Raw genomic sequence first — 15,915 nt, 5'->3', positions numbered from 1 at the left:
GGCTATGCCGGATGACAATTTTCTTTCACAAGTACCCGCCGCCTCTGCCCTTTTCTTGCGTGAAGACGAGGTGCGCCGCGGCATCGAATTTCTGTTTTTCGCGCACGCGTCGCTGTGGCGCGCGATCGACGCGCGGCTGGCCGAAAAAGAATTGGGGCGCGCGCATTATCGCGCACTCTATTTCATCGCGCGTCAGCCCGGGCTGACGATTTCGGACCTGCTCGCGCTGCTCGGCATCACCAAGCAATCGCTCGGCCGCGTCGTGAAAGAGCTGGAAGCGCGCGAATTTCTGACGACGCGTCCCGGCAACCGCGATCGCCGGCAAAAGGAGCTGCGGCTGACCGACGCCGGCCGCGCGGTCGAGAGCACGATCTTCGCCACGCTGCGCGACACGATGAGCCGCGCTTACACCCACGCGGGACAGCAGGCGGTGACGGGCTTCTGGCAGGTCAGCGAAGCGCTGGTGCCGCCGCGCGAGCGCCGCCGGATCGCGATGCTCGGAAAGGACGGGGGCTAGCTCAGCCCTCGCCGCGCGCGATATCGGCGAGCTCGCGCCCACGGTCGCGCGCCGCGCGCAGCACATTGGTGAGCAGCGCGGCGAGCTGGCCATCGCTGTCGAGCACGTCGAGGCCCGCCTGCGTCGTGCCGCCCTTGCTTGCGACCTGCGCGATCAGCACGCCGGGCTTTTCACCGCTGTCGGCGAGCAATGCGGTCGCGCCGCCGAAGGTCGCGGTCGCCAGCGCCAGCGCGTCCTCCGCCGACAGGCCGAGCCGTTCGCCCGCCGCCGCGTAGGATTCGATCAGGCGAAAGACGAAGGCGGGGCCGCTGCCGGTAAAGGCGGTGACAAGGTCCATCGTCGAATCGTCGGCGAGGATCACGGTCTGGCCGAGCGGATCGAGCAGCGCGTTGATCGCCTTGGCGTCGGCATCGCCGAGCGTCGCCACTGCCGACACGCCGGCACCGATCCGCGCGGCAAGGTTGGGCAGGATGCGGACCTGCGCCCCGGCGTCGGGGAAGCGCGCCGCGAGATCGGACAGCGACACGCCCGCGAGGATCGAGAGCAGATGAACCTCACCCGTCGCGAGCGGCGCCAGTATATCGGCGACATCGCCAAGCTGCTGTGGCTTCATGCCGAGCATGATCCAGTCGGCGACGCCGCCTGCGGCCTGCCATTCGCCGAGCGACGCGTGCTGGACGATGCCGGCGCGCGGCGCCGCAAAGGGGTCGACGATCGCGACCAGCGCCGGGTCGAGCCCCGCCGCCAGCCAGCGATCGAGCATCGCGCCCGCCATGTTGCCGCAGCCGACCAGCAGGAGTCGGCCGGAAAAATTCCGCAATGCTTTGGTCATAGGTCCTTCGTTTCTTGTCCTTTAGCGGCAGCTGCTCTCAGGACCCGACAACAGGTCGAGGCAGCGGCCGTCGATCTTTCCCGCATCGACGGGCAGGCCGATCACCGACGCCAGCGTCGGCATGATATCGACCGTCATCACCGCATTCGGCTGTTCGAACGCGGTGAGGCCCTTGCGCCAGAAGAGAATCGGCACGCGGCGGTCATAGTCCCACACCGAGCCGTGCGTCGCGACATATCCGATGCCCGATTCCGGAATCGGGGTGACCCGTGGTTTCAGTGCGATGATGAAGTCGCCCGACCGCTGTGGGTGATAGGAGGCACGGAGCTTGTCCATCAGGCTCCACGTATCGGGCGCGCGCTTCGAAACCGGATGCGCCTCCAGCTCCTCGCGCGTCACCACCGCCTCGATCTGCGGGTGCGCACGCAGGCGCGGGAGCAGTTCGGCGAGCGCCGCCTTGCGCTGCGCCGCGGTCAGCGTCTTCGCGAGATAATAATCGCCCCCGTCGCCGTAGAGCAACGGCTGCGGCAGGCCGAGCTTGTCGGCAACCGCCTTGCCCATCGCCGCGGGATCGAGCGCCTTGTCGACGCGCTGCGCGTCGGGCCAGGCATTCTGGCGGTTGCGTTCGGGCAGGTCGTGGCCGCCATGGTCGGCGGTCAACGCAACGACATAGTCGATCCCCGTCGCATCAAGCCGCGCAAAGAAATCGCCGAGCTCGCGGTCGAGGCCCGCCATCTGGAGGCACATTTCGCTGCCTTCGGTGCCGGTGCTGTGGCCGACATAGTCTGTCGCCGACAGGCCGAGGATGAGGAGGTCGGTGCTCGCCCCCTCGCCCAACTTGCGCACCTGGCGCAGCGCCGCGGCGGTCGCGAGCACGGCGCCGTCGGCTTCGGGCGACGCCTGGAAGCGGCGGAAATCGCCTGCATCGCGCGCCATCCGGCCGGTGCCGACCGATCCGCCCTTTTCGAGCGGGATCGCGATGTCATTGGCGGCGCAATCGGCGGGTAGCGCCAGCGCGGCGCGCGGCTGGTTGATCGCCGCGGCGATCGCGGCGCTCGCCTGCTGCGCGGTCGGCGACAAGGTGGTGCCGCGATAGCTGGTGAGCCCGGTGGGCGCGAGCCACATCAGCTCGTCGGCCGCGCGCCCGCCCATCATGATCGCCGAGCGGTCCTTGCCCGAAACCGAGACGACCTGCGCCTTCGGGTCGCGCGCCTTCATCAGGTCGCCGAGCGTCGGGACGAGCAGATGCTCCACCGACGGCGCATATTTATTGTTGCCCGAGCTGGTTCCCGGAACGCTCTCGTCCTCGGCGCAATAGATGCGCTTGTCCTCGCGCGCTGCCGACAGGTCGAAATAATGGTTGGCGACGATCCCGGTGCGCGCGGGGTGGCTGCCGGTCAGGATCGTCGAATGTCCGGGGCAGGTTTCGGTCGCGCCATGCGCCTGATAGCCCGACGGGAAGACGACGCCCGAAGCGAGCCGCGCAAGGCCGCCGGTGAAGCTGCCGCGATATTCGGCGAACAGGTCGGCCGAAAACTGGTCGACCGCGATCATCACGACCAGCTTGGGCGCCGGGGTGGTCGCCGTCACCTTCGGGGCTGGCGGCGCCGCATCCTGTGCGATTCCGGTTCCGGCGGCGGCAACGCAAAGCACGGCGGCGAGGGCGGTGGTCAGATATTTCAGCTTCACGGACGGCGTCTCCGAAAAAGAGGGGTGTCAGCGCGGGCTGTCCTCTCGTCGAAAGCCGCCTATATGGCAAGCCTTCGAAGGGTGAACAGCTGCGGACGGGCCATGAATTTGCTAAGTGAGGCTTTTGTGACACGCGCACAGCGTGCGGTGCTGGCATTATTGGCGGTTCTGGCCTCCATGCTCGGCGCTTTCAGCCCGGCAGCGGCGCAATCGACGCATATCCAGCCCAAGCTGGTCGCCGAGTCGGCGGCGCCCGCGCCGGGCGGCGCGACGACGCTCGCGCTCACCATGGCGCCCGACAAGACATGGCACGGCTATTGGGTCAATGGCGGCGACGCGGGGTTCGGCCTGTCGGTCGAATGGAACGCGCCCGAAGGCGTCACCGTCGCCCCCTTCCGCTATCCGGTGCCCGACGCGCTGATCCTCTTCGGCATGATGAACCATGTCTATGAGCATCCCTATGCGCTGCTTGCCGAGGTACAGATCGACAAGCGCGTCGCGCCCGGCACCGACCTCACCCTGTCGGGGGTCGCCAACTGGCTCGCCTGCACCGACAAGGTGTGTGTGCCCGAAAAGGCGGTAATCTCGGTCGCGCTGAAGGCGGGCGACGGCAAGATCGCGCCCGCCGAGCGCACCCGCTTCGACGGCTGGCGCGCGCTGCTGCCGCAACCGCTCGACCGCCACGGCACATGGGAACGGCGCGGCGACATGCTGCGCTTCGCCATCCCGCTTCCCGCGAGCACTACCGTCGACGCGCCGCACCTGTTCGTCGAGACGCAGGACGTCATCGACTATGCCGCACCGCAAAGCTTCAGCCGCAACGGCGACCACATCATCGTCGAAGCGCGCGCCAAGGGCGAGAAGACCGGCGCTGTTTCGGCGCTGCTGAAGCTCGGCGACGGCCGCGGCCTGTCGTTGCAGCTCGAGCCCGGCTCGGTACCCGCTGCGGGCGAGACGATCACGGGGCCCGCGAGCGGTATCGATGCGGGACTGTTCTGGACCGCGCTCGGCGGCGCGATCCTCGGCGGGCTGATCCTCAACCTGATGCCCTGCGTCTTCCCGATTTTGAGCCTCAAGGCGCTGAGCCTCGCGCGCTCGGGCGGCCATGCGCGCGCCGCGAAGGTCGAGGCGCTTGCCTATACCGCAGGGGCAATCGTCACCGCGCTGCTGCTCGGCGGCGCACTGCTCCTGCTGCGTGCGGCGGGCGAACAGGTCGGCTGGGCGTTCCAGTTGCAGCATCCGCTGAGCGTGCTCGCGCTGCTGATCCTCGCGCTCGCGATCACGCTGAACCTGCTAGGCGCCTATGAATTGCCGTCCTTCGGCGGCGGACAGGCGCTGGCCGAACAGGGCGGCGCGGCGGGCGGTTTCTGGACGGGCGCGCTCGCCGCCTTCGTCGCGACGCCGTGCAGCGGGCCGCTCCTCGGCGCGGCGCTCGGCGCGACGCTCGCGCTGCCCGCATGGGCCGCGCTGCCGGTCTTCGGTGGGCTAGGACTGGGGCTGGCCCTGCCCTTCCTCGCGATCGGCTTCGTCCCGGCGCTGCGCAATCGCCTGCCGAAACCGGGGCCGTGGATGGGCAAGTTCCGCAAATGGATGGCGGTGCCGATGGGCCTGACGGCGCTGGGGCTCGCCTGGCTGCTCTGGCGCCAGCTCGGCAGCGGGTCGCAGCTCGCATGGCCCGCGGTGGCGGTCGCGATGGCGGTGGTCCTGTTCACCCATTATGGCGCGATCCAGCGCGGCGACCGCCGCTCATGGCTGCTGGTCGCCGCCGGCCTGCTCTTCGTCGGCAGCCTCGCAGGCACGGTCGGCGAAGTCGCCGACGCCGAGCGTACGACAGGCGCCGCGGGATCGACCTTTTCCCCCGACGCGCTCGCCAAGGCGCGCGCAACGGGCAAACCCGTGTTCGTCTATTTCACCGCCGACTGGTGCCTGTCGTGCAAGGCGAACGAAGCGGGCGCGATCGAGCGCGAGGCGGTGCAAGAGGCGTTCGACAAGGCGGGCGTCGTCACGCTCGTCGGCGACTGGACGAACGGCGATCCGGTGATCACGCGCACGCTGGCCGAACATGGCCGCAACAGCGTGCCGCTCTACCTCTGGTACGCGCCGGGCGCCGCGAAGCCCGAAATCCTGCCGCAAATCCTGACCCCGGGAATGCTCACCGACAAGGCAAAGCGCTGATGGCGAAGCAGCGCGCCGACCAGTTGCTCGTCGACCGCGGCCTCGCCGAAAGCCGGACGCGTGCGCAGGCGCTGATCCTCGCGGGCCTCGCCTTTGTCGGTGACCGCAAGATCGACAAGGCGGGGCAGCAGATCGCCGACGACGCCGAAATCAGCGTCAAGGGCCGCGATCATCCATGGGTGTCGCGCGGCGGGATCAAGCTCGACCACGCACTCGCGCACCTCGGCTGGGACGTGGCGGGCGCGGTCGCGATCGACGTCGGATCCTCGACCGGCGGCTTCACCGATGTCCTGCTCGGCCGCGGCGCCGCGCGCGTCTACGCCGTCGATTCGGGCACCAACCAGCTCGCGTGGAAGCTGCGGCAGGACGAGCGCGTGATCGTCCACGAACAGACGAGCGCGCGGGTCCTGACCGCGGACCATATCCCCGAGCCCGTCGACCTGATCGTCTGCGACGCGAGCTTCATCGCGCTGTCGAAGGTGCTGCCGGTACCGATGGGCTTCGCAAAGCCCGGTGCGCGCATCGTCGCGCTGATCAAGCCGCAGTTCGAGGCCGAGCGCCACGAAGTCGGCAAAAAAGGCGTCGTGCGCGACGCCGCGGTCCACGCGCGCGTCTGCGCCGAAGTCCGCGAATGGCTGACCGGCGAAGGCTGGGACGTCGCCGACCTCGTCGAAAGCCCGATCACCGGTCCCGAAGGCAATGTCGAATTTCTCATCGCTGCGGTGAAGCGAGGCGCTTGACGCTGCGCCGCACAATCGCGACACAAATGCAACGGATTCGCATGTGGGGGATATTGCGGACATGACCGAAATCGCAACACCGGGCCAGCTTCGCATGTCCTATTTGCGCTGGGCGCTCGTCACCGTCCCGGCGATCGTGCTAATCGGCAGCCTGATGGGACTGCTGTCGAACAGCGGTTACAACAACCGCTGGTTCGCCTCGCTCGACCTGCCGCCGATCACTCCGCCGGGCTGGGTCTTCGGCACCGTCTGGCCGATCCTCTATATCTGTCTCGGCCTGTCGCTGGCGATGATCCTCCACGCGCGCGGCGCCAAGGGGCGCGGCTTCGCGCTCCTGCTCTTCTTCGTCCAGCTCATCGCCAATTTCGCCTGGTCGCCTTTGTTCTTCGGACAGCATCAGGTGACGACCGCGCTCTACCTGATCATCTTCATCCTGATGGTGACGATCGCGACCGCCTTTGCCTTTGCACCGATCCGCAAGGCCGCGGCGTGGCTGCTCGTCCCCTATATGATCTGGCTCAGCTTCGCCGCGATCCTCAATTTCCAGATCGACCAGCGCAATCCGAATGCCGAGAACAAGGGACTTGTCGTCCCCGCCGCCAGCACCCAAATAGGGTGACGGCAAGGGGAAAGTCCCCCGACGAAGGAATATGAGATGCAGAGCGAAAACCGCTTTTTCGACGATCTGGCCAAGATGGTGAACGGCATCGCCGGCACCGTGGCGGGTGCAGGCCGCGAGGCCGAATCCGCGATGCGCGACCGCGCCAAGGAATGGGTCGGCCGCATGGATTTCGTCAGCCGCGAGGAATTCGAGGCGGTGAAGAAGATGGCCGCCACCGCGCGCGCCGAAGCCGAAGCGCTGAAAGCGCGCCTCGACAAGCTCGAGGGCGTGAAGCCCGCTGCCGCGCCCAAGGCTGCTGCAGCGCCGAAGGCTGCGGCCAAGCCCGCAGCGGCGAAGCCGGCCGCGAAACCCGCTGCCAAGCCTGCGGCGCGCAAGCCCAAGGCCTGAGGCGCCCTGCAGCGCCTTTTGCCAATTGTGCACAGATTATTCCCCGGATGGCACGGGACGCGGACTCGCGTCGTCACGCCATCCGGGCTAAGGCGCGCGCATGAGTGACGATATCTACGACGACGAAGACGGCCAGGACGCGGCTCCGATGGAGATGCTGGCGTCCTATTTCGCCGCGCACGACTGGCCGCACGAGATGGTCGGCGAGGACGAGATCGTCGCGACCGCGCAGGGCAGCTGGACAACCTATGAGCTGCGCGCGGTGTGGCGCGCCGACGACGGCGTGATCCAGCTCCTCGCCTTTCCCGACATCCGTGTCGTCGAGGACAAGCGCGCGGTGGCGCATGAGGCGCTCGCGATGATCAACGAACAGCTCTGGCTCGGCCATTTCGAGCTGTGGTCGAACAGCGGCACAGTCCTGTTCCGCCACGGGATGCTCGTCGGCAGCGAGGCCTCGCTGTCGCTCGACCTCACCGAAACGCTGATCGAAAGCGCGATCGACGAGTGCGAGCGTTTTTACCCGGTGTTCCAGTTCGTGCTGTGGGGCGGCAAGACCCCTGCCGAAGCGCTCGCCGCTTCGCTCATCGAAACACGCGGCGAGGCGTAACGCGGCGAGGCGTAACGCGGCGAGGCGTAAGCGTCACCTTTTCTCGAAACGCGTCAGCCCCGCACCCAGTTCGTTCGCGCCGATCGCCAGCGCCTCGCCGCTCCAGTCGGCAACGAACACCGACTTGCGATCGATCCCGGCGGGCAGGCTCGCCCGGTTGCCGGCGATCGACAGGCCGCGCGACGGGTTCTTGCGCTCTTCGGCGGCGACCGCGATCAGCGCCGAATAATTTTCCTTGTCGCGCCCCTGCACGAACAGATTGTTCGCGATCCGCCCGACCGATCCCGACGGCAGGTCGATCATATAGTTGGTCGCCTTGCCCTGCGTGTCGTCGAAGCTGTTGTCGTTGACGTCGACTGCAATCGCGCGCGTCTTCAGATAATGGCCGCCGCTGCCCTTTTCGAAGCGGCTGCGCGTGACGACGACGCGGCCATAGATGCCGGTGTAGACGCTGTGCGCACAGCTGAGGCCGCGATCGCAGCGGCCGAGGCGCGAGAAGGTCGACCGGTCGATCGTCAGCGTCGCCTCCGGGTCGTCGGCAGAGAGAATGCCTTCCTCGCTATTACGGAACAGGCTGTTCACGACATCGAGGTCGCTTGTTTCGAGGCGGATGCCCGCGCCATTGCCGTCGGGGACGCGCATATTCTGGAACACGATGCCGTCGACCCGCGCGCCGTCGCCGCGCAGCACGAGCGCGGCCTTGCCCTCGCAGGTCACGCCGTCGAAGATCGCGCGGCCGGGTTCGACCGCGACAAACGCAACGCGGCCCGCGGTCTGCACCGCGCAGTCGCGGTGATAGCCGGGGGCGACGCGAATCGTTCCCTCGCCTTCGCCAATCGCATCGACCGCATCCTGAAGCCGCCCGAAACTGCGGCCGCTTTCGGCGACCACATAAGGCCCCGCTCCGGCCTGTGCGGGCAACGGCACCGGCGCGAGAAGCAGCGGGAGGGCGAACAGCGGCAGCAACGGCCGGCGAAGAATTGCCTTGAACATGCGCGCTCCATAACCGTTTTCGCCGCTTTAGTCGTTGGCGAAGCTGGTTAATCCGCCGCCTGTCCCCTTATCGGACAGGCGCGAGCGCGCCGGTTAATCAAGGTTGGGACGCAGCCAGCGCGTCGCGGTCTCGATATCGACCCCGCGCCGCCGCGCATAATCTTCAAGCTGGTCGCTCCCGATCCGCGCGACCCCGAAATACTGGCTTTCGGGATGCCCGAAATAGAAGCCGCTCACGGCAGCCGTCGGCAGCATCGCAAAGCTTTCGGTCAGCACCAGCCCGGCATTCTCCTCTGCCGCGAGCAGGTCGAACAGGATCGGCTTCAAACTGTGGTCGGGACAGGCGGGATAGCCCGGTGCCGGCCGGATCCCGCGATATTCTTCCTTGATCAGCGCCTCATTCGTGAGCTGCTCGCCGGGGGCGTAGCCCCACAGTGTGGTGCGGACATGCTGGTGCAGCCGCTCGGCGAACGCCTCGGCGAAGCGGTCGGCGAGCGCTTTCAGCAGGATATCCGAATAATCATCCTTGTCGGCGCGGAACCGCTCCGAATGCGGTTCGATACCGTGGATGCCGACCGCGAAGCCGCCCATCCAGTCGCCCGCGGGATCGATGAAATCGGCGAGGCACATGTTCGCGCGGTCGCGGCTCTTCTTGATCTGCTGGCGCAGGAAGGGCAGCGTCACATGGCGTTCCTCGTCGGCGAGGTGGATCGTCACATCGTCGCCGTCGCGCGCGCACGGCCAGAAGGCGCACACGCCGCGCGCGGTCAGCCATTTCTCGGCGATCAGCTTGTCGAGCATCGCGTCGGCGTCGGCTTTCAGCGCCTGCGCCGTTTCGCCGACCACATCGTCCTCAAGGATCGACGGATAGGTCCCGTGCAGCTCCCACGCGCGGAAGAAGGGGGTCCAGTCGATACATTCGCGCAAATCTTCGAGCGACCAGTCGTCGAAACGATGAAGCCCGGGCTGCAGCGGCGGCGCCGGCTTGTCGCTGAGATAGGCGTCGTAATAATTTGCACGCGCCTCTTCGAGCGTGTGTAGCACGCTCTGTCCCTTGCCCGCGCGCACGTCGCGGACATGTTCATAATCGTCCTTGTAACCCTGCACATAGGCGTCGCGCCCGGTGTCGCTGACGAGCGCGGTCGCGACCCCGACCGCGCGGCTCGCGTCGAGGACGTGGAGTACCGGACCCTTGTACGCCGGATCGATGCGCAGCGCGGTGTGGACCTTCGACGTCGTCGCGCCGCCGATCAGCAGCGGCATCGTCATGCCCGCGCGCTGCATTTCCTCGGCTACGGTCACCATCTCGTCGAGCGACGGGGTGATCAGGCCCGACAGGCCGATCATGTCGGCGTCATTCTCGTTCGCGGCTTCGAGGATCTTGCTCCACGGCACCATCACGCCGAGGTCGACGATCTCGAAGCCGTTGCACTGGAGCACGACGCCGACGATATTCTTGCCGATATCGTGGACGTCGCCCTTGACGGTCGCCATCACGACCTTGCCCTTGCCCTTCGCGCCCGGCTCTTTGGAAGCTTCGACAAAGGGCAGCAGATGCGCCACCGCCTTCTTCATCACGCGTGCCGATTTGACGACCTGCGGCAGGAACATCTTGCCCGATCCGAACAGGTCGCCGACGACGTTCATGCCGTCCATCAGCGGCCCTTCGATCACCTCGATCGGGCGCGGCATCAGCAGGCGCATTTCCTCGGTATCGTCGACGACATAGGCGTCGATGCCCTTGACCAGCGCATGTTCGAGCCGTTTTTCGACCGCCCAGCCGCGCCATTCCTCGGCCGCCTTTTCCTGCGCCGCGCTGGTGCCCTTGTAACGTTCGGCGAGCGCGATCAGCCGCTCGGTCGGCGATTCCGCCTCGCCCTCGACCTTGCGGTTGAGCACGACATCCTCGACCGCCTGCCGCAGCTCGGGGTCGATGGTGTCGTAAACGTCGAGCTGCCCCGCGTTGACGATCGCCATGTCGAGCCCGGCGGGGATCGCATAATAGAGGAAGACGCTGTGCATCGCGCGGCGCACGACCTCGTTGCCGCGAAAGCCGAACGACAGGTTCGACAGGCCGCCCGAGAAATGAACGTGCGGACAGCGGACGCGGATTTCCTTCACCGCCTCGATGAAATCGACTGCGTAATTGTCATGCTCTTCGAGCCCCGTCGCGACCGCAAACACATTGGGGTCGAAGATGATGTCCTCGGGCGGGAAGCCGATTGTCATCAGCAGCTTGTAGGCGCGCTCGCAAATCTCGATCTTGCGCTCCTTGGTGTCGGCCTGCCCGACCTCGTCGAACGCCATCACGACGACCGCGGCGCCATAGGCCATGCATTTGCGCGCATGCGCGAGGAACGGCTCCTCGCCTTCCTTCATGCTGATCGAATTGACGATCGGCTTGCCGGGCACGCATTTGAGGCCCGCCTCGATCACATCCCATTTCGAGCTGTCGATCATCACCGGGATGCGCGCGATATCGGGTTCGGCGGCGATCAGCTTGAGGAAGGTCGTCATCGCATATTCGGCGTCGAGCAGGCCCTCGTCCATATTGACGTCGATGACCTGCGCGCCATTTTCGACCTGCTGGCGCGCGACCTCGACCGCCGCGGTATAGTCGTCGGCGAGGATCAGCTTCTTGAACGCCGCCGATCCGGTAACATTGGTGCGTTCGCCGATATTGACGAAGCTGGAGGAAGCGGCGGTGGTCATCGGGATATCCTGAATCTGGGCATTAGGCGGCGAGCGGGCGAGCGAGGACGAGATCGTCGTAAAGCTTGCCGCCGACATTGAACTGGCGCGTGCCGAGGTCGGCGAACCCCTGTTTGCGGTAGAAGGCGAGCGCGCGGTCGTTCTGCGCATAGACGCCGAGCAGCAGGCGGCGATGACCCTGCGCGGCCTCCAGCGCGCGTTGCATCAACGCGGCGCCGAGTCCCGAGCCGTGAAAGCGCGACAGCGAATAGATGCGCTTCAGCTCGATATCGCCGTCGAGCGCGGCCGCGAGGTCGGGCTTGCCGACCAGCGCGAAACCGATCGGCGCGCCGCCCGGCTGCGCCTCGGCGAGCCACGCGCGCGCGCCGCTCGCCAGATAGGCTGTGTAGGCGGCCGCATTATGCTGCGCCGCGCAATGCCCGACGATCGCGTCGCCATCGAGAATGCCCGCGAAGGTTTCGAGGAAGGTCGCCGCGCCGATCAACGCGAGCGCCGCCGTGTCGTCGGCTCCGGCCTCCCGGATCGTCCATGCCGGATTGTCGGTCATCGGTTCAGGCCGCCATGGTGAAGGGCTCGAGCCCCGCGAGCCGCGTGCGCACCGGCACCTCGGGAATCGTCCGCCCCGGCAGCCCCTCGATCGCGCGCGCCATCGCGGCGATATGCGCGGGCGTCGAGCCGCAGCAGCCGCCAAGGATATTGACCTGGCCATGCTCGGCCCATTCGCGCACCAGCCCCGCCGTCGTGTCGGGCAGCTCGTCATATTCGCCGAGTTCGTTGGGCAGGCCGGCGTTCGGATAGACCATGACGAGTGCATCGGCGATGTCCGACAGCACTTTCACATGCGGGCGGAGCTGCGACGCACCGAACGAGCAATTGAGCCCGATCGTCAGTGGTTTCGCATGGCGCACGGCATACCAGAACGCCTCGACCGTGTGCCCCGACAGGTTGCGGCCACTGAGGTCGGTGAGCGTCATCGAGATCATCAGCGGCAGCTCGCGCCCGACCTTCGCCTCGGCTTCCAATGTCGCGGCGATCCCCGCCTTGGCATTGAGCGTGTCGAAGATCGTCTCGATCAGGATGAAGTCGGCGCCGCCTTCGGCCAACGCGACGACCTGGTCGAGATAGACAGCCTTCAACTCGTCGAAATCGATCTCGCGATAGCCGGGGTTGTTGACGTCGGGCGACAGCGACAGCGTCTTGTTCGTCGGTCCGACCGCGCCCGCGATGAAACGGCGGCGGCCGTCCATCGCTTCATATTTGTCCGCCGCCTCGCGGCCCAGCCGCGCGCTTTCGTGGTTGATGTCGGCGACCAGATGTTCGGCGCCATAATCGGCCTGGCTGATGCGGTTCGCGCTGAAGGTGTTGGTCGACACGATGTCCGACCCCGCCGCCAGATAGGCTTCGCCGATCGCCGTGACGACGTCGGGCCGCGTCAGCGCGAGGATGTCGTTATTGCCCTTCTGGTCGTGCGACAGGCCAAGCGATCCGGCATAATCTGCCTCGACCAGCTTGCGGAGCTGGATCTGGGTTCCCCAGCCGCCGTCGGTGAGCAGGATGCGATCCTTCGCCGCCGCTGTCAGGGCTTCGCGCGCGCTGTTCATGCTGCCTGATCCTTTGCGGTCAAGACCGGCCGCAGTCCCAGCAGGTGGCAGATGGCATAGCTGAGCTCGGCCCGGTTGAGGGTGTAGAAATGAAAGTCGCGCACACCGCCCGCATAGAGGCGGCGGCACATTTCGGCGGCGATCGTCGCCGCGACGAGCTGGCGCGCGGCGGGGTGATCGTCGAGCCCGTCGAACAGCGAGACCATCCACGATGGAATGGCGGTGCCGCACATATCGGCCATGCGGCGCGTCTGCGACACGTTCGAAACCGGCAATATGCCGGGAATGATCGGCGCGTCGATGCCCGCCGCGGCGGCGGCATCGCGAAAGCGCAGGAAGCTGTCGGGCGAGAAGAAAAATTGCGTGATCGCGCGTGTCGCCCCGGCGTCGAGCTTGCGCTTGAGATTATCGAGGTCCGATTGCGGGCAATCGGCGTCGGGGTGGGTTTCGGGATAAGCGGCGACCGAAATGTCGAAGGGCGCGATCGCCTTCAGCCCCGCGACCAGTTCGATCGCATTGGCATAGCCATCGGGGTGCGCGCGATAGGGAGCACCGCCGGGAACGTCACCGCGCAGCGCGACGATATGCCGGACGCCCGCTTCCCAATAGGCGTGCGCCACCTCGTCGATCTCGGCGCGCGACGCCTCGACGCAGGTCAGGTGCGCCGCGGGCGGCACCGCGCTTTCAGCGGCGATGCGCGCGACGGTCGCGTGGGTGCGCTCGCGCGTCGATCCGCCGGCGCCATAGGTCACCGAAACGAAGCTCGGTGCCAGCGGTTCGAGCGTGCGGAACGTGTCCCACAGCTGCGCTTCCATCTTCTCGGTCTTCGGCGGGAAAAATTCGAAGCTGACGCCGATGTCGCCGTCCAGATTGGCGAACAGCGGCGACGCCGCGGCGCGGCGCGCTTCCGCCAGCGAGTTCAAATTCGACGTCATGCCGCAAGCCTTTTACTTTGCCCGCCTTCGCTGGCGGGGGGTTGATCTTCGTCGCTGCGACGGCGGCCGAGCCACAGCTTCACGGCCAGCTCCCCGCCTTCGAGCGTCTGGGTGGTTTCGAGCAGCAGCCCCGCCGACGCGAACCAGCCGCGGATCTGCGCGTCCGAGAAACCGAGGCGCGCGTGCGCAGCGAGGCTGCGCAATTCCTCATCCTCGTGCGGTGCAAAATCGACGACGAGCAAATGGCCGCCGCCGCGCAGCACCCGGCTCGCTTCGCCGATCACGCGGTCGGGTTCGTGCGCGAAATGCAGCGCCTGGTGGATGACGATGCTGTCGATGCTGGCATCGGCGACGGGCAGGTGCAGGAAATCGCCCTGGAGCAGATCGACGGGAACCGGCTGGCCGGCGAGCTTGGTACGCGCAATGCGCAGCATTTCGGGGCTGCGGTCGAGCGCGGTGATGCGCCGCGCGGTCGGCGCGAAGATTTCCGCCATCCGACCGGTACCCGTGCCGATGTCGAGCAAATGGCCCAGCCGGCGATTGTGCATCATCGCCAGCATCGCCGCCTCGACCTCGCTTTCGGCGACGTGGCGCGAACGGATCGCATCCCATTCGGCGGCATGTTCGGCAAAATAGCGCTCGGCAGAGGCCGCGCGTTCGTCGCGAACCGCCGCCAGCCGCCGCGCGTCATGCGCGATGACGCGCGCCTCGCGCGGCGAAAACGGCCATTTTTCTGCTTGTGCGATGATCCCGGCGACCGGCCCGCCCGCCGCAATGCGCAGGAACACCCAGCTTCCTTCGCGCCGCCGCTCGACAATCCCGGCCTCGACGAGGATACGAACGTGGCGCGACACGCGCGGCTGGCTCTGGTCGAGCACGACCGCCAGTTCACCGATCGCGAGCTCCATCTCGCGCAAAAGCGCGACGACTCGCAGGCGCGTCGGATCCGCGAGGGCACGGAAAATGTCGAGAAGCTCGCTCACGAAACATCATATAAAGCTTTCTTTATATCCGGTCAACCGAGCCACGCGCCACAATTTCCGCGGGACGCGATCAGGCAGTGACCGAATTGCGACGAAAGAGGCAAGCTCTCGAAAAAAGGGCGTTGCACCGCTTTTGGCGAGGGGGTAATTCTTCGCGCGATTGGCACATTTCGGGATCGATCTGTTCCTGCGCCGGTCGATCAGTTCAAACCGAGAGGGGTATTCCCAATATGAAGAAATCGATCACTCTGTCGCTCGTCCTCGCCGCTTCGCTGGGCCTCGCCGCCTGCGCCGACAAGGCTGCCGACGACGCCGCTGCGACCACCGAAGACGCGGCTGCGACCGTCGAAGGCGCTGCTGACGGCGCGATGGAAGCTGCAACCGGCGCTGCCGACGCATCGGCCGCCGCTGCTGGCGAAGCCGCCGGCGCTGCCGAAGCCGCTGGCGATGCTGCTGCTGCGGGCGACGCTGCCAAGGCTGCCGACAAGGCGACCGAAGCTGCCGGCGCTGCCAAGGAAGCTGCCGACGCTGCCAAGGGCGCGATGGAAGAAGCCAAGAAGTAAGCTTCTTTCAGGCCTTTCGGCCGGAAAAACGGGGGTCGCCGGTTCACCGGCGGCCCCTTTTTCTTTGGGACAGGTATCAAGCGACGCAGTTGCCAAGCCCCTGATCCACCGTTAACTCTTGGCGCCATGGCCAGCCGCCGGCCATTGCATTCGAAAGGAAAACCCATGCGCAAGATCATTATCGCCTCGATGGCCGCTGCCGCGTTCAGCCTCGCCGCCTGCTCGGAAAAGACCCAGGACGCCGCGTCGGAAACCGCGACCTCGGCCGCCGATGACGCCGCTGCCGCTGGTGACGCAGCCGCCGACGCCGCCGCTGGCGCTGCCGACGCGACCGCTGCTGCCGCAGGCGAAGCCGCCGATGCGACCGCCGATGCTGCCAAGGACGCCGGCAACGTCGTCGAAGGCACGGTGAAGGCCGCCGGCGACGCCGCCGACAAGGCCGGCGACAAGATCGCCGAAGAAACGAAGAAGGCCGAAGCCAACGACAAGAAGTAAGTCGTCGGCACGCCTTCTGGCTGTTATCAGGGGCTCCATCCTTCGCGGATGGGGCCCTTTTTCA

The 15,915-nt window shown here is 66.8% G+C and carries 16 protein-coding genes; 8 read left to right on the top strand and 8 right to left on the bottom strand.

The window, feature by feature from the left end:
• The first annotated feature begins 4 nt into the window (after nt 1-4).
• Nucleotides 5-517, top strand: a complete 513-nt coding sequence (locus VGN62_RS10890; RefSeq protein WP_327453660.1) for a MarR family winged helix-turn-helix transcriptional regulator — start codon at nt 5-7, stop codon at nt 515-517.
• A 1-nt stretch (nt 518) separates the two neighbouring features.
• Here VGN62_RS10890 and VGN62_RS10885 read toward each other — a convergent pair whose 3' ends face one another.
• Both VGN62_RS10885 and VGN62_RS10880 read right to left on the bottom strand, forming a co-directional pair.
• Nucleotides 519-1,349, bottom strand: a complete 831-nt coding sequence (locus VGN62_RS10885; protein ID WP_327453658.1) for a pyrroline-5-carboxylate reductase — start codon at nt 1,347-1,349, stop codon at nt 519-521.
• Between the two features lie 21 nt (nt 1,350-1,370).
• Complete coding sequence (locus tag VGN62_RS10880; protein WP_327453656.1) at nt 1,371-3,038, bottom strand: alkaline phosphatase family protein; 1,668 nt, start codon at nt 3,036-3,038, stop codon at nt 1,371-1,373.
• A 102-nt stretch (nt 3,039-3,140) separates the two neighbouring features.
• On the opposite strand from VGN62_RS10880, the gene VGN62_RS10875 reads away from it, so the two are divergent.
• The 5 genes from VGN62_RS10875 to VGN62_RS10855 all read left to right on the top strand — a co-directional run bounded on the left by VGN62_RS10875 (nt 3,141) and on the right by VGN62_RS10855 (nt 7,569).
• A complete protein-coding gene (locus tag VGN62_RS10875) occupies nt 3,141-5,213 on the top strand; it encodes a protein-disulfide reductase DsbD family protein (RefSeq protein WP_327453654.1) in 2,073 nt (690 codons plus the stop codon).
• Nucleotides 5,213-5,953, top strand: coding sequence for a TlyA family RNA methyltransferase (locus VGN62_RS10870; RefSeq protein WP_327453653.1), 741 nt, complete (start codon nt 5,213-5,215; stop codon nt 5,951-5,953). The genes VGN62_RS10875 and VGN62_RS10870 overlap by 1 nt, the downstream gene beginning before the upstream one ends.
• 61 nt (nt 5,954-6,014) lie before the next feature.
• On the top strand, nt 6,015-6,572 hold the full coding sequence (locus tag VGN62_RS10865; RefSeq protein ID WP_327453651.1) for a TspO/MBR family protein: 558 nt from the start codon (nt 6,015-6,017) through the stop codon (nt 6,570-6,572).
• Between the two features lie 36 nt (nt 6,573-6,608).
• Complete coding sequence (locus VGN62_RS10860; RefSeq protein ID WP_327453649.1) at nt 6,609-6,962, top strand: accessory factor UbiK family protein; 354 nt, start codon at nt 6,609-6,611, stop codon at nt 6,960-6,962.
• A gap of 100 nt (nt 6,963-7,062) precedes the next feature.
• On the top strand, nt 7,063-7,569 hold the full coding sequence (locus VGN62_RS10855) for a YbjN domain-containing protein (protein ID WP_327453647.1): 507 nt from the start codon (nt 7,063-7,065) through the stop codon (nt 7,567-7,569).
• 33 nt (nt 7,570-7,602) lie between these two features.
• On the opposite strand, the gene VGN62_RS10850 is transcribed toward VGN62_RS10855, so the two are convergent.
• From VGN62_RS10850 to VGN62_RS10825, 6 genes are all read right to left on the bottom strand, one after another.
• Nucleotides 7,603-8,562, bottom strand: a complete 960-nt coding sequence (locus VGN62_RS10850) for a right-handed parallel beta-helix repeat-containing protein (RefSeq protein WP_327453645.1) — start codon at nt 8,560-8,562, stop codon at nt 7,603-7,605.
• A gap of 93 nt (nt 8,563-8,655) precedes the next feature.
• Entirely contained in the window at nt 8,656-11,274 is a 2,619-nt protein-coding gene (metH, locus tag VGN62_RS10845; protein WP_327453643.1) for a methionine synthase, read from the bottom strand.
• A 22-nt stretch (nt 11,275-11,296) separates the two neighbouring features.
• Nucleotides 11,297-11,821: a GNAT family N-acetyltransferase gene (locus VGN62_RS10840; protein ID WP_327453641.1), complete on the bottom strand. Its 525-nt coding sequence runs from the start codon at nt 11,819-11,821 to the stop codon at nt 11,297-11,299.
• Between the two features lie 4 nt (nt 11,822-11,825).
• The gene (locus tag VGN62_RS10835; protein ID WP_327453639.1) at nt 11,826-12,875 is read right to left on the bottom strand and encodes a homocysteine S-methyltransferase family protein; all 1,050 of its coding nucleotides are present in this window, start codon (nt 12,873-12,875) and stop codon (nt 11,826-11,828) included.
• The gene (gene metF, locus VGN62_RS10830; protein WP_327453637.1) at nt 12,872-13,810 is read right to left on the bottom strand and encodes a methylenetetrahydrofolate reductase; all 939 of its coding nucleotides are present in this window, start codon (nt 13,808-13,810) and stop codon (nt 12,872-12,874) included. Before metF ends, VGN62_RS10835 begins: the two co-directional genes overlap by 4 nt.
• Nucleotides 13,807-14,793 (bottom strand): metalloregulator ArsR/SmtB family transcription factor, encoded by a 987-nt coding sequence (locus VGN62_RS10825; RefSeq protein ID WP_327453635.1) that lies wholly within the window; start codon nt 14,791-14,793, stop codon nt 13,807-13,809. Before VGN62_RS10825 ends, metF begins: the two co-directional genes overlap by 4 nt.
• 230 nt (nt 14,794-15,023) lie before the next feature.
• Here VGN62_RS10825 and VGN62_RS10820 point away from each other — a divergent pair, with 230 nt between their 5' ends.
• Together VGN62_RS10820 and VGN62_RS10815 are read left to right on the top strand one after the other, a co-directional pair.
• Nucleotides 15,024-15,356 carry a hypothetical protein gene (locus VGN62_RS10820; protein ID WP_327453632.1) on the top strand — a complete coding sequence of 111 codons (333 nt, stop codon included), beginning with the start codon at nt 15,024-15,026 and terminating at the stop codon, nt 15,354-15,356.
• A gap of 165 nt (nt 15,357-15,521) precedes the next feature.
• Complete coding sequence (locus VGN62_RS10815) at nt 15,522-15,851, top strand: entericidin EcnAB (RefSeq protein WP_327453630.1); 330 nt, start codon at nt 15,522-15,524, stop codon at nt 15,849-15,851.
• Nucleotides 15,852-15,915 lie beyond the last annotated feature (64 nt).

The sequence above is a fragment of the Sphingopyxis sp. genome (assembly GCF_035998905.1).
Classification (GTDB): domain Bacteria; phylum Pseudomonadota; class Alphaproteobacteria; order Sphingomonadales; family Sphingomonadaceae; genus Sphingopyxis.
Note: the sequence above shows the minus strand (reverse complement) of the source record. Positions and strands in the feature narration are given on the sequence as shown.